Annotated in this window: 15 protein-coding genes; 13 read left to right on the forward strand and 2 right to left on the reverse strand. The window is 66.6% G+C overall.

Features of this window, described 5'->3' with window-relative positions:
• Positions 1-507 (forward strand): phosphatidate cytidylyltransferase (locus AC30PD_RS07670; protein WP_489535059.1); only part of this gene is annotated, 507 nt, incomplete at its 5' end.
• A 13-nt stretch (positions 508-520) separates the two neighbouring features.
• Complete coding sequence (gene ruvC / locus AC30PD_RS07675) at positions 521-1,069, forward strand: crossover junction endodeoxyribonuclease RuvC (protein WP_489535060.1); 549 nt, start codon at positions 521-523, stop codon at positions 1,067-1,069.
• Positions 1,070-1,082: 13 nt separating this feature from the next.
• On the opposite strand, the gene AC30PD_RS07680 is transcribed toward ruvC, so the two are convergent.
• Positions 1,083-1,949: a hypothetical protein gene (locus tag AC30PD_RS07680; protein WP_489535061.1), complete on the reverse strand. Its 867-nt coding sequence runs from the start codon at positions 1,947-1,949 to the stop codon at positions 1,083-1,085.
• Positions 1,950-2,079: 130 nt separating this feature from the next.
• Between AC30PD_RS07680 and AC30PD_RS07685 the strand changes: the two genes are divergently transcribed.
• The 11 genes from AC30PD_RS07685 (at position 2,080) to AC30PD_RS07735 (ending at position 12,672) form a co-directional block, all read left to right on the forward strand.
• Positions 2,080-4,149, forward strand: coding sequence for a ribonuclease catalytic domain-containing protein (locus AC30PD_RS07685; RefSeq protein WP_489535062.1), 2,070 nt, complete (start codon positions 2,080-2,082; stop codon positions 4,147-4,149).
• 5 nt (positions 4,150-4,154) lie between these two features.
• Positions 4,155-5,021 carry an energy transducer TonB gene (locus AC30PD_RS07690; RefSeq protein WP_489535063.1) on the forward strand — a complete coding sequence of 289 codons (867 nt, stop codon included), beginning with the start codon at positions 4,155-4,157 and terminating at the stop codon, positions 5,019-5,021.
• A 5-nt stretch (positions 5,022-5,026) separates the two neighbouring features.
• On the forward strand, positions 5,027-5,857 hold the full coding sequence (aroE, locus tag AC30PD_RS07695; RefSeq protein ID WP_489535064.1) for a shikimate dehydrogenase: 831 nt from the start codon (positions 5,027-5,029) through the stop codon (positions 5,855-5,857).
• On the forward strand, positions 5,857-6,654 hold the full coding sequence (locus AC30PD_RS07700; protein ID WP_489535065.1) for a transglycosylase domain-containing protein: 798 nt from the start codon (positions 5,857-5,859) through the stop codon (positions 6,652-6,654). The genes aroE and AC30PD_RS07700 overlap by 1 nt, the downstream gene beginning before the upstream one ends.
• Positions 6,655-6,670: 16 nt before the next feature.
• Positions 6,671-7,267, forward strand: coding sequence for a hypothetical protein (locus tag AC30PD_RS07705; RefSeq protein WP_489535066.1), 597 nt, complete (start codon positions 6,671-6,673; stop codon positions 7,265-7,267).
• Positions 7,264-7,779: a TlpA disulfide reductase family protein gene (locus AC30PD_RS07710; protein ID WP_489535067.1), complete on the forward strand. Its 516-nt coding sequence runs from the start codon at positions 7,264-7,266 to the stop codon at positions 7,777-7,779. Before AC30PD_RS07705 ends, AC30PD_RS07710 begins: the two co-directional genes overlap by 4 nt.
• A gap of 176 nt (positions 7,780-7,955) precedes the next feature.
• The gene (accB, locus tag AC30PD_RS07715; protein ID WP_489535068.1) at positions 7,956-8,420 is read left to right on the forward strand and encodes an acetyl-CoA carboxylase biotin carboxyl carrier protein; all 465 of its coding nucleotides are present in this window, start codon (positions 7,956-7,958) and stop codon (positions 8,418-8,420) included.
• Positions 8,421-8,427: 7 nt separating this feature from the next.
• Entirely contained in the window at positions 8,428-9,777 is a 1,350-nt protein-coding gene (gene accC / locus AC30PD_RS07720) for an acetyl-CoA carboxylase biotin carboxylase subunit (RefSeq protein ID WP_489535069.1), read from the forward strand.
• Positions 9,778-9,787: 10 nt separating this feature from the next.
• Positions 9,788-10,690: a 50S ribosomal protein L11 methyltransferase gene (prmA, locus tag AC30PD_RS07725; RefSeq protein ID WP_489535070.1), complete on the forward strand. Its 903-nt coding sequence runs from the start codon at positions 9,788-9,790 to the stop codon at positions 10,688-10,690.
• 22 nt (positions 10,691-10,712) lie between these two features.
• On the forward strand, positions 10,713-11,702 hold the full coding sequence (locus AC30PD_RS07730; protein WP_489535071.1) for a zinc-ribbon and DUF3426 domain-containing protein: 990 nt from the start codon (positions 10,713-10,715) through the stop codon (positions 11,700-11,702).
• A gap of 64 nt (positions 11,703-11,766) precedes the next feature.
• Positions 11,767-12,672 carry a carbohydrate kinase family protein gene (locus AC30PD_RS07735; protein ID WP_489535072.1) on the forward strand — a complete coding sequence of 302 codons (906 nt, stop codon included), beginning with the start codon at positions 11,767-11,769 and terminating at the stop codon, positions 12,670-12,672.
• Between the two features lie 188 nt (positions 12,673-12,860).
• Here the strand turns inward: AC30PD_RS07735 and AC30PD_RS07740 are convergent.
• A partial coding sequence (locus tag AC30PD_RS07740; RefSeq protein WP_489535073.1) for a histone H1-like repetitive region-containing protein occupies positions 12,861-13,187 on the reverse strand: 327 nt, incomplete at its 5' end.

Raw genomic sequence — 13,187 nt, forward strand, 5'->3', positions numbered from 1 at the left:
CGCACCGCGAAGATCCAGTGGGGCATCATGGTCTGCGTCTACGGCATGAGCCACGCACCGGCGCTGCTGCTGCTCGACCTGCCCAAATACGAAGGGCGTGGTGCCTTCCTGGTGCTCTACCTGGTGCTGGTGGTGGCGATCGCGCAGATCGCGCAAGAAGTGGCGAGCCGGCGCCTGCGCCGGCGCCCGGCGGCGCGTGCGATCAGCCGCTCGTTCTCGTGGCGGGCGTGGGGCATCGGAGCGCTGGTCGCCGCGGTGGTCGGCGCCGCGCTCTACTGGGCCACGCCGTTCAAGCCGATCCCGGCCCTGTTGATGGGCTTCGTGGCCGGCGGCAGCGGCACGCTGGGCGAGTTCGTGATGAAAGCGCTCAAGCGGGACGCCGGGGTACGCAGCTGGGGCGGCAAGGCCTCGGTCACCGGCGCGGTGGGCCTGCTCGACCGCGTGGCCCCCTTGTGCTTCGCAGCCCCGGTGTTCTTTCACTCCGTGCGCTGGTACTTCGGCTTGTGACGCGGTGGCAAGCATGCGCATCCTCGGCATCGACCCCGGCCTGCGGACCACCGGCTTCGGCGTGATCGAAGCCGAGGGCTCGAAGCTGCACTATGTGGCCAGCGGCACGATCAAGACCGACGCGATCGCGAGCGGCCAGTTGCCGGCGCGGCTGAAGATCATCTTCGACGGCGTGCGCGAAGTGACGGCACGCTACCAACCGACCTGCGCGTCGGTCGAGATCGTGTTCGTGAACGTGAACCCGCAGTCGACCTTGCTGCTGGGCCAGGCCCGCGGCGCCGCGCTCGCGGCGCTCGTGACCGGCGAGCTTGGCGTGTCCGAATACACCGCGCTGCAGATGAAGAAAGCCATCGTCGGCCACGGGCAGGCGCGCAAGGAACAGGTGCAAGAGATGGTGATGCGCCTGCTCGCGCTGCCCGGCCTGCCGGGGAAAGACGCGGCCGATGCGCTGGGGCTGGCGATCTGCCACGCGCACGCTGCGGGCTCGTTCGCGGCGATCTCGCGCAGCGCGGCGCTGGCGCCGCGCGCGCATGCGCAGTTCAAGCGCGGGCGCAGCTACTGAAGCCGGCCGCCGTTCAGGCGTGCAGTTCCTTCAGCTCGGGTGCACACCACTGTTGTTCTTCGTCGGGCACTTGGGCAAACAGCGCCAGGGCACGTTCGCGTGCGGCGACGAACCCGGGCTGGTCACCCGCGCTGCGCTGCGCAATGGCCAGCACCGCCTCGCCGAAGAAACGCTCGAAGGCCGGTGCGCCGTTGGCCGCACAGATCGAGATGCATCGACGCGCATGGTCGATTGCCGGCCCCGGCTGCCCCGCCTGCAGCAAGCTGCGCGTGAGGCGGTATTCGGCACGCTCGGTTTCGAGCCACGTGCCGGCCTGTGACCAGTACGTCAGCGCGGCTTCGGCGGCGCGCAGCATGCCGGCGGTTTCGGCCACGCTGCGGTCGGCCTTTTCTTCCAGGCTCGAGGCGAGGTTGTTGCCTGCCACGGCCAGCGAACGCTGGGCGCGCGCTTCGGGGCGGTGCTTGAGCGCCAGTTGCAAAGCCTGGTCGTAGGCCGCGATGGCGCGCGCGTAGTCGAGCCGGCCGAGGATCGCGCCCGAGGCATTGGCCAGCACGGTCAGGCGGTCCTGCGGGGCGAGCACGTCCAGCGCATGCTCTTCGCCGCTGGCGAAGCGAAGTGCCGCGACGCTGCGCGACACGACGCCGAGCGCCTCGGTGTGGCCGTGGCAGGCGGGCAGGCGACGCATCGATTCGAGCAATTCCACACCGTCGTCGAAGCGCGCCAGATGTTCGCCGAACACGTGGGTGACGATGCCGGCGAACGGCGCCACGTGGGCGGGCACCTCGACCCGGTCGAGTGACAACGCGAGCCGTTCGGCCACCTCGTCGGCCTGCTCGGCGTGTTCGGCCCAGGCGGTGCGGATGAACTCATCGAATTCCATGACATGCAGGCCGGATCGGCCAAGGTCGTTGCAGCCCGCGAGGCTAGCCAAAGCCGCGCCCCGCCGCAAGCTGATGCGTGACGCTCTGTGCAACAGGCGGGCTTTCAGTTCAAGCGACAATCCACCCCCTATGTACGCCCTCTTCGAAGACGCCGGGAAGTTCCTCGCCGGCCGCGTGATGACGGAGACCGACACCTCGGTGCAGATCGAGCTCGACTCCGGCAAACGCGTGAAAGTGAAAGCAGCCCACGTGCTGCTCAAGTTCGACAAGCCGCAACCGGCCGAATTGATCGCGGCCGCGCAGACGCTCGCGAAAGAAATCGACTTCGACCTGGCCTGGGAGTTCGCGCCCGACAACGAGTTCGGCTTCGCCGACCTGGCGCGCGAGTATTTCGAGACCAGCGCCGGCATCGAGAAGCAGGCCGCGGCCTTGTTTCGCCTGTTCGAAGCGCCGCATTACTTCCGCCGGCTCGGCAAGGGCCAATTCAAGAAGGCGCCCGAAGAGATCGTGAAGGCGGCCCTGCTCGGCATCGAGCGCAAGAAACTCGTGGCCGCGCAGATCGACACCTGGGCCGGCGAACTGGTCGCCGGTATTTGCCCGCCGCCGGTGCAGGAGCAGCTCTACAAGCTGCTGTTCAAACCCGACAAGAACGCGCCGGAGTACAAGGCCGTCGTCGAAGCGGCGCAGCGCTCGCAGCGCGCACCGCTCGATCTGCTGAAAAGCGCCGGAGCCATCCATTCCCCGTACCAGTTTCACTGGCGGCGTTTCCTGTTCGAGAGCTTCCCGAAAGGCACGGCCTTTCCGGCACTGCAGGCCCCCGCGATCAAGGAAACCCTGCCGCTCGCCAACGTGCGCGCCTTCTCGATCGACGACTCGGCCACGACCGAGATCGACGATGCGCTCTCGGTGCAAGGCATCGGCTCCGGCACGATCGTCTTCGGCGTGCACATCGCCGCACCCGGCCTGGCGTTCGCGCCCGACACGGCGCTCGACAAGGTGGCGCGCGAGCGCTTGTCCACGGTCTACATGCCCGGCTACAAGCTGACGATGCTGCCCGACGACGTGGTGCAGGCGTACACGCTGATCGAAGGGCGCGACTGCCCGGCGGTGTCGCTCTACGTCACGATGAACGAGGCCACGTTCGAAGTCACGGGCAGCGAAACCCGGCTCGAACGCGTGCCCGTCGTGGCCAACCTGCGCCACGACCAGCTCGACGGCGTGATCACCGAAGCCTCGCTGACCGGCGAAGCGCCTGCCGACTACGAATTCGCTGCCGAACTGGCTCTCGCCTTCCGCCTCGCCCGCCACCTGAAAGCGCGGCGCGAGGTGGCGCGCGGCAAGCCAGAGAACTTCAACCGGCCCGACTACAACTTCCGCCTCGAAGGCAATGACGGCCGCGAGCCGCAAGGCAACGAACGGGTGCTCATCAGCACGCGGCAACGGGGCTCGCCGCTCGATCTGATCGTGGCCGAAGCGATGATCCTGGCCAACAGCACCTGGGGCGGCTGGCTGCACGAGTGCGGCGTGCCCGGCATCTACCGCAGCCAGGCGAGCATGGCGCCGGGCGTGAAGGTGCGCATGGGGACCAAACCGGCGCCGCATGCCGGCATGGGCGTGCCGCAGTACACCTGGGCCACCTCGCCGCTGCGGCGTTATGTCGACCTGGTGAACCAATGGCAGCTGATCGCCTGCGCCCGCCACGGCCGCACAGCGGCACTGGCGGCGCCCTTCAAGCCCAAGGACGTGCAGCTGTTCTCGGTCATCTCGGCCTTCGATTCCGCCTATGCCGAGTACAACGGCTTTCAGTCGGGCATCGAGCGCTATTGGGCACTGCAGTACCTGGCGCAGAACGGCATCACCGAGCTGAACGCGGTGGTGATGAAAGACGCTCTGGTCCGCGCCGATGATCTGCCGCTGGTGTTCCGCGTGCCCGGCACCGAAAGCCTGCCGCGCGGCGCCCATGTGCGCGTGGCCGTGGCCGGCACCGACCTGCTGACGCTGGATCTGCACGCCAGCCTCGTGGCTCGGCTCGACGACACGGCCTCGGCCGCCGCAGGCCCGGCGCCCGATGCAGAAGCCGACGCCGACGCCGAAGACGCGGCCGACAGTGCTGGGCCGCTGTCGCTCGCGATCGACATTGCCAGCGATGATGGCGAGCCAGCCGCTGCCCAGCCCGCCGACGTGCTCACCGCCCAGTGAAACCCATGCGCTTGCCGAAAAAATTCTCGACGCTGCAGATCGCGCTGATCGTTTCTTTCGGCCTGCACGCGGTGTTGCTGACGGTGCGCTTCGTTGATCCCGAGGGCTTCAACCGCGTGTTCCAGGACACGCCGCTCGAAGTGATCCTCGTCAACTCGCGCTCGGGTGAGCCGCCCGAAAAGGCCCAGGCGATCGCGCAGGCGAGCCTGGCCGGCGGTGGCGAAGCCGACCTCGGCCGCGCCACGTCGCCGCTGCCGCCTTCGGCGCTGGTCGAGCTCGGCGAGTCGAACGAAGACGCGCGCAAGCAGATCGAACAACTGCAGGAAGCGCAGCAGCAACTGCTGGCGCAGATCCGCCGCGAGCTCGCCTTGCTGCCGGCGCCCGACCCGCAGCGTGACCAGGGCACACCGGAAGAACGTGCGCAAGAAGAGCACCGGCGCCAGCTGATCCAGCTGCTGGCCGAGATCGAGAAACGCATCAACGAAGAAAACGCGCGCCCGAAGAAGCGCTACATCAGCCCGGCCACACGCGAAGAGGTCTACGCGATGTACTACGACCAGCTTCGGCGCAAGATCGAAGATCGCGGCACGCGCAACTTTCCCGAGAACGCCGGGCGCAAGCTGTACGGCGAGCTGACGATGAACGTGACCGTCGATTCCGAAGGCCGCGTGATCGAGACCGAAGTCGTGCGGCCGTCGAGCTCCTCGTTGCTCGACCGACGCGCGATCGCCATCGTCAAGGCGGCGGCGCCGTTCGGCCCGTTCACCGCCGCGATGCGGCGCAAGGCCGATCAGCTCGTGATCACCTCGCGCTTTCGCTTCACGCGTGACGAAGCACTCGAGACCACCTTGAGCGCCACCCCCGGCAACTGAGCGCCATGGACCGTTACGTCGTGGCCGGCAACCCGGTCGAGCACAGCCAGTCTCCGTTCATCCACGCCGAATTCGCACGCCAGACGGGGCAGGTCATGGAGTACGGGCGGTTGCTCTGGCCGCTGCAAGGTTTTGAAGACTCGCTGCAGGCGCTGGTCGACAGCGGTGCCAAGGGCTGCAACATTACCGTGCCGTTCAAGTTCGAAGCCGCGCGGGTCGCGAGCCGGCTGAGCGCCCGGGCAGCGCTGGCGCAAGCGGCCAACGTGCTCAGCTTCGATGCCGAGGGCTGGCGCGCCGACAACACCGATGGCGTCGGCCTGGTGCGCGACATCGAACACAACGCCGGGCGTTCGCTGCGCGGCCAGCGCGTGCTGCTGATCGGCGCAGGGGGTGCGGCCGCCGGCGTGCTCGGGCCGCTGCTGCAGGCGCAGCCCGCCGAGGTGGTGGTGGCGAACCGCAGCTTGCACAAGGCGCAGGCCCTGGTCGACCGGCACCGCTCGGTGGCGCCCACGGCGCGGCTGACGGCCAGCACGCTCGAGGGCTGCGGCGAAAGTTTCGACGTGGTCGTCAATGCGACCGCCAGCAGCTTGCAAGGAGGCGCCATTCCGGTTTCGCACAAGGTGCTGCGGCCAGGTGCGCTGGCGCTGGACATGATGTACGGCCCGGCTGCGCAAGGCTTTCTGGGCTGGGCCAACGAACATGGCGCCACCGGCCGCGACGGCCTGGGCATGCTGGTCGAACAGGCCGGTGCGGCTTTCGAGCTGTGGCGCGGCGTGCGGCCCGACACGGCACCGGTGCTGGCGGCGCTGCGCGCGCGCATGGCCTCGGCACGGTGATGAAAACGGCCTGGGGTCATCTGCTGCGCGCGCTGGTGCTGGTTGTGATGGCGGCGCTGGCCTTGCAGCTGTATTTTCTGGCGCGCATCGCAATGATGGCGGTGGTCGACCCGCAGTCCACGACCTTCCAGCGCTCCGAAGCCTGGCGGCTGCTGAGCGAAAAACACCAGATCCTGTGGAGCCAGCAGTGGGTCGACGACGCGCGCATTTCGGCAAACCTGAAGCGCGCGGTGATCGCGTCGGAAGACGCGGGATTCGCCGACCACAGCGGCGTCGAGTGGGACGCGCTCGAAAAGGCCTTGGAACGCAACCAGAAAGCCGAAGCGCGGGTCGAGAAGATCAACGAGCAGATCGACAAACGTGTGCAGAAGGCGGCAGCCGCAGGCAAGCCGCTGCCCGCCGCGAAAGCGCCGGTGCACGCACAGCCCAAGGTCGTGGGTGGCTCGACCATCACGCAGCAACTGGCCAAGAACCTTTTTCTCGGCAGTGAACGAAACCTGCTGCGCAAGGCTCAGGAGTTCGTGATCACCTTCATGCTCGAGGCCTGCCTGTCGAAAAAGCGCATTCTCGAGATCTACCTCAACAGCGTCGAGTGGGGCGAAGGTGTGTTCGGTGCGGAGGCCGCTGCACGGCACTACTTCCGGGCCGGCGCGGGTGCCTTGGGGGTGATGCAGGCCGCCCAGCTCGCGGTGATGCTGCCGGCACCCAAACGTTTCGAGAAGCGGCCGGGGTCGGCCTATGTGGTCGGCCGTGCCGGCACGGTGGCGGCCCGGATGGGCGGCGTTGAACTACCTTGATGGCGGGGCAGGAGTCATGTCTTCAGTGATCATCGGCGAAATCGCCGCCGCCGCCGCCCGGCTGGTGGTCGAAGAAGGCATGGAATACGGCCCGGCCAAGCGCCGCGCCGCGCGCCAGCTCGGCCGGCACAGCACGCGCGCCACTGAACTGCCTTCGAACGACGCGGTCGAAGACGAGGTGCGAAGCTACCTCTCGATCTTTTGCGCCGACACCCAGCCCGCAGAGTTGGCCGCTCTGCGCAGCGTGGCGCTGCTGTGGATGGAACGCCTGGCCGAGTTCCGGCCCCACCTCACGGGCGCCGTCTGGCGCGGCACGGCCACCCGGCTCAACAACGTGCACCTTCAACTTTTCTGCGACGACTCGAAGGCGGCGGAGCTGGCGCTCATCGACCGAGGCGTTTCCTATGAGGTGGGCAGCACGACGAGCTTGCGCGGCGCTGAGGTCGACGTGCTGAGCGTGAGCAGCCCCAGCGCCGAACTGGGTGAAGACGTCACGGTGCTGCTGAGCGTGCTCGACCACGACGACCTGCGCGGCGCCCTGAAGCCCGACGCCGGTGGCCGCTCGCAGCGCGGCGACCTGGCCGCGCTGCGCAAGTTGATGGATCGTTCATGAAGCGGCGTTCTCTGGTGTTCGCCGCCGCTGCTGCAGCCGCGGCCGGGGTGGGCGGTGCACTGTGGCATCGGCAGGCGCAACGGCAGAACGAGTTGCAGGCGCTGCTCTGGACCAGGACGTTTGCGCGGCCGGGCGGCGGCGAGTTGCGCTTGGCCAGCTTTCTCGGCAAACCCCTGCTGCTCAATTTCTGGGCCACGTGGTGCGGGCCGTGCATCACCGAAATGCCCATGCTCGACCGGTTTCATCAGGAACACCGGGCCCGCGGCTGGCAGGTGCTCGGGCTGGCGGTGGACAACGACGCGCCCGTGCAGGCTTTCCTGGCTCAGCGCCCGGTGAGCTTCGCGGTCGGCTTGGCCGGGTTCGAAGGCGTGAGCCTGTCGCGCGCGCTCGGCAACGTCGGCGGCGGTTTGCCGTTCACGGTCGTCTTCGACGCTGCAGGGCTTGCAGCGCACCAGAAACTCGGTGCGATTGCCCCGGAAGACCTGGTGCGGTGGGCCGCTTCGACCATTTGAAGAAAGCTTGACTGCGGGTTTGTTCGGGCTGATTAATTTATTGTCAACAGAAGTCAACTGAATCCAAAGCGCGTAAAGTCCGCGGCTTCTTGAGTGCAAAACACTCGTAGATCTAGCGCCCGGAAGAGGCAGACCTGATCGGCAATGCACGCCGACATGCACACGTTGGAGAAACCATGGACCTTCGCAAACTCAAGACGCTGATCGATCTGGTGTCTGATTCGAACATTTCGGAGCTGGAGATCACAGAAGCCGACGGAAAGGTGCGGATCGTCAAATCCGAGCCGGCCGCGGCCGCCCCCGTGGTCTATGCGCCGAGCCCGGTCGCGGTGGCAGCACCGGTCGCCGCGGCCTTGCCTGCCGCGAGCGCAGCGCCGGCGGAACCGGCCGCGGAAGCGGTCGATACCGGCCACGCGGTGAAGTCACCGATGGTCGGCACCTTCTACCTGTCGGCCAGCCCGGGCGCGAAACCCTTCGTGGAAGTGGGTGCGCAGATCAAGGAAGGCGACCCGATCTGCATCATCGAAGCGATGAAGATCATGAACGAGATCGAGGCCGACAAGTCGGGCACGGTCAAGCGCATCTTGTGTGAAAACGGCCAGGCCGTGGAGTTCGGACAGCCCTTGTTCATCATCGAATAAGGCTGCCATGTTCAAGAAAATACTGATCGCCAACCGCGGCGAAATTGCCCTGCGGATCCAGCGCGCCTGCCGCGAGCTGGGCATCAAGTCGGTCGTCGTGTATTCCGAAGCCGACCGCGACGCCAAGTACGTGAAACTCGCCGACGAGGCCGTGTGCATCGGGCCAGCGGCATCGGCGCAGAGTTACCTCAACATGCCGGCGATCATCTCGACCGCCGAGGTCACCGACGCCGAGGCCATCCACCCCGGCTACGGCTTCTTGTCGGAGAACGCCGACTTCGCCGAGCGTGTGGAACGCAGCGGCTTCGTGTTCATCGGGCCGACACCGGCGTCGATCCGCGTGATGGGCGACAAGGTCTCGGCCAAGCAGGCGATGATCAAGTCGGGTGTTCCGTGCGTGCCGGGCTCGGAAGGCGCCTTGCCGGAAGACCCGAAGGAGATCATCCGCGCGGCGCGCGCGGTGGGTTATCCGGTGATCATCAAGGCGTCGGGCGGTGGTGGCGGGCGTGGCATGCGGGTGGTGCACACCGAAGCGGCATTGATCCACGCAGTGCAGACGACGCGGGCCGAAGCCGGTGCGGCTTTCGGCAACCCGGCCGTGTACATGGAGAAGTTTCTCGAGAACCCGCGCCACATCGAGATCCAGATCCTGGCCGACGAGCACAAGAACGCCGTCTGGCTCGGTGAGCGTGATTGTTCGATGCAACGCCGCCACCAGAAGATCATCGAAGAAGCGCCGGCACCGGGCATTCCGCGGCGCGTGATCGAACGCATCGGCGAGCGTTGTGCCGCGGCGTGCAAGAAGATCGGTTACCGCGGGGCCGGCACCTTCGAGTTCCTGTACGAGAACGGCGAGTTCTTCTTCATCGAGATGAACACGCGCGTTCAGGTGGAGCACCCGGTCACGGAACTGGTGACGGGTGTCGACATCGTGCAGATGCAGATCCGCATCGCCGCCGGCGAGAAGCTGCCGTTCACGCAGCGCAACATCCAGATGCGCGGGCATTCGATCGAGTGCCGGGTGAATGCGGAAGACCCCTACAAGTTCACGCCATCGCCCGGGCGCATCACGATGTGGCACCCCCCGGGCGGGCCGGGGGTGCGCGTCGATTCGCACGCCTACACGAACTACTTCGTGCCACCGAATTACGACTCGATGATCGGCAAGATCATCGTCTACGGCGACACCCGCGATCAGGCACTGGCGCGGATGCGTATCGCTTTGTCGGAGACGGTCATCGAGGGGATTCAAACCAACATTCCGCTGCACCGGGAGTTGATGGTCGACGCCAAGTTCATCGAAGGTGGCACGAGCATCCACTACCTCGAAGGCTGGCTGGGTCAGCACAAGCGCTGAAGGGCCACCGATGGTCGAGTTGCAGTTGCTGGCGCCGCAAGCGTGCGTCGAGATGGCGTCGGACGCGCTGATGGACGAGCTCGATGCCTTGTCGGTGTCGGTCGAAGATGCCGACGCGAACACGGACGCGGAGGCTGCCTTGTTCGGGGAACCAGGCATGCCACCGCCGAGCGCAGGCTGGCAACGTTCGGTGTTGAAGGCGCTCTTCGCCGACGAGGCCTCGGCGACCACGGCAGCGGCCTTGCTGCTGGCGCAGGACTGGGCTGATGGCATCCGCGTGAGCAGCATTCAAGCGGTGCCCGACGAAGACTGGGTGCGGCTGACACAGTCGCAGTTCGCGCCGGTGGCGGTCACCCCGGACTTCTGGATCGTGCCGAGCTGGCACGAGCCCCCCGCCCAGGCGCGGCGTGTGATCCGGCTCGACCCCGGTCTGGCTTTCGGCACCGGGACGCATCCGACCACCCGGATGTGCCTGCGCTGGACGGCTCGGCAGGCACCCGCCGACGCCGCTCGTTGGACGCGCGTCCTCGACTACGGCTGCGGCTCAGGAATTCTGGCGATCGGCGCGGCCTTGCACGGCGCCCGCGACGTCGACGCGGTCGACATCGACCCGGCGGCCGTCGAGTCCACAGCCGCCAACGCCAGGCACAACGGCGTGGTGCTTCGCGCCGGCTTGCCCGACGCCGCGAGTGGCGTCTATCCGCTCGTCTTCGCCAATATCCTGGCCACGCCGCTGAAGCTGCTCGCCCCGCTTCTTTGTTCGCATGTGGGACCCGGCGGCGACCTGGTACTGGCCGGCATCCTGGAGCGACAGGCCGACGAACTCAAGGCGGCCTACGCCACATGGCTGACGCTGCAGATCAGCGACTCCGAAGACGGCTGGATCCTGATGACCGCACGACGGGTGCGCTGAAGGTGCATGGCATGATTCGAGCATGAGTCTGGCCACACGATGCACCTCTTGCGGCACCGTCTTTCGCGTCGTGCAAGACCAGCTCAAGGTCTCGGAAGGTTGGGTGCGTTGCGGGCGATGCAACGAGGTGTTCAACGCGCTCGAGGGCCTGTTCGACCTGGAGCGTGACACCCCGCCCGATGGTGGGGTCGTGCATGCGGCGGAGGCTGCGGCAACGGATATGGAAGCCGTGCCGTCCAGCCCCTGGAATGCCGACGGCTTCTCGTCGCCCACCGACCCCGATCTCGTCGACAAGCTCGACACGCGCCTGTTCGGGTCGCGCCGTGCGGATTCGGCGTCGACCCCTTCGAAGCAGGTGCGCGCCCGTGATCGCCACGAATTCTCGGACGCGCAGTTCAACCCCGAATGGGTGGCGGACGATGAGATACCTTCGCAGGCCGGAGCCCTCTTTTCCCCCGAGACCGTTGATGACGATGCGCGCCCCGACGAGCCCCCTGCGGCCCCGGAGTTCGTCCGCCGCGCACAACGCGAAGCGCGCTGGCGCACGTCGAATGCACGCTGGCTGCTGTTGAGCATCAGCGTGTTGCTGCTGGGGTGTCTGGTGCTGCAGGTGGGCCACCACTTTCGCGACTTGGTCGCTGCCCGCTGGCCGAGCTTGAGACCGGCAGTGGTGTCGTGGTGTGACGCCGTGGGCTGCCGCATCGACGCGCCACGGCGCATTGAAGACATCTCTGTCGAGCACACGGCTCTGGCGCGCGTCGGCACGAGCGACTCCTTCCGGCTTTCGGTGACCTTGCGGAACCGCAGTGCGATCGGCCTGGCGTTGCCCTCGGTCGAACTGAGCCTGACCGATGGGTCGGGCCTGCTGATCGCGAGGCGGGCCCTGGCACCACGGGACTTTCGGACCGCCTCAGAGGTGTTGCCGGCCGCTGGCGAATCGCCCTTGCAGCTGACACTCTCAGCCGGTGGGCCGCGCGTCAGTGGCTACACGGTCGAGATTTTCTATCCTTGATTCCGCTCACGCCTTCCGCTTCGTTTCTGGCGGCCCGTCTTGATTCCTGACTTTTGGAGAAGCCATGTCGGCACTCATTTGTGGTTCCCTCGCGTTTGACACGATCACCATGTTTCCGGGGCGCTTCGCGCAGCAGATCCTGCCGGAGCAATTGCACATTCTCAACGTGTCCTTCCTAGTCCCGACCTTGCGCCGTGAGTTCGGCGGATGTGCAGGCAACATCGCCTACACGCTCAGCATGCTTGGCGGCGAACCACTGATCATGGCGGCCTGCGGATCTGACGGGCAGGACTATCTGGAACGGATTCGATCGTGGGGTGCGAGCACGGAGTTCGTCCGCGAGATCGCGGATCAACACACAGCGCAGGCCATCATCATCACTGACACCGACAACAACCAGATCACCGCCTTTCACCCGGGGGCCATGCAGTCGGCGCACCTGACGGCCGTCCCCTCGAATCGCAGCATCCGCGTGGCCATCGTGGCGCCCGACGGTCGCGATGCCATGCTGGCGCACGCAGCGCAATTGTCGAGCGCGGGCATTCCTTTCGTCTTCGACCCGGGGCAAGGCTTGCCGATGTTCGACGGTCCGGAACTCCGGCGCTTCGTCGAACAGGCGACGTGGGTCGCACTCAACGACTATGAAGCGCAGATGCTGTGCGATCGAACAGGGCAGACACTTGAGACGCTCTCACGTTCACACCTGCGCGGCGTCATTGTCACGCTCGGTGCACAGGGGTGCGATCTTTGGCAGCAAGGTGTCCGCAGCCATGTTCCTGGCGTGAAGGCGACTCGCCTGCTCGACCCCACGGGCTGCGGCGACGCTTTTCGAGGTGCGTTGTTGTACGGGATCGAACGCGGCTGGTCGCTCGAACGCTGCGCCGAGCTCGGAACCCGGGTAGGGGCGATCAAAATCGCCAGCCTGGGCGGACAGAACCATCGACTGGATCGAGCCACGTTGGGCCTGTGACGCTTTCGCCAAGGGCGGCGCGCGGAAAAAAAACGGCACTGGAATCGGGGCCCGCAAACGGCGGCGTGGGTCACATCTTCTCTGCCGGAATATGGGCCGATCTTGGGACACGACCGAGCCTGCACGCCAGGGTTGGTCGATCAAAAAACCCGGCCGAGGCCGGGTTGTTCAGGTCACTGAGGCGATTCTCAGGGCTTGCTGCCCGTCGGGAAAGGCCAAGCAGCCTGCGGGCTGAGCGCCGTTTTTGCGGGTTGAACAGGGGCCGCAGCTACTGCCGCGGCCTTCTTCGCCGCAGGTTTTTTCGCTGCTTTCTTCGCCGCGGGCTTTTTCGCTGCCTTCTTCGCGGCCGCCTTCTTCGCCGGAGCCTTCTTCGCAGCGGCCTTCTTAGCCGGAGCCTTCTTCGCAGCGGCCTTCTTAGCCGGAGCCTTCTTCGCAGCGGCCTTCTTCGCCGGAGCCTTCTTCGCAGCGGCCTTCTTCGCCGGAGCCTTCTTCGCAGCGGCCTTTTTCGCCGGAGC

The sequence above is a fragment of the Rhizobacter sp. genome, from assembly GCF_032229685.1.
In the GTDB taxonomy this organism is placed as follows: domain Bacteria; phylum Pseudomonadota; class Gammaproteobacteria; order Burkholderiales; family Burkholderiaceae_C; genus LMDS01.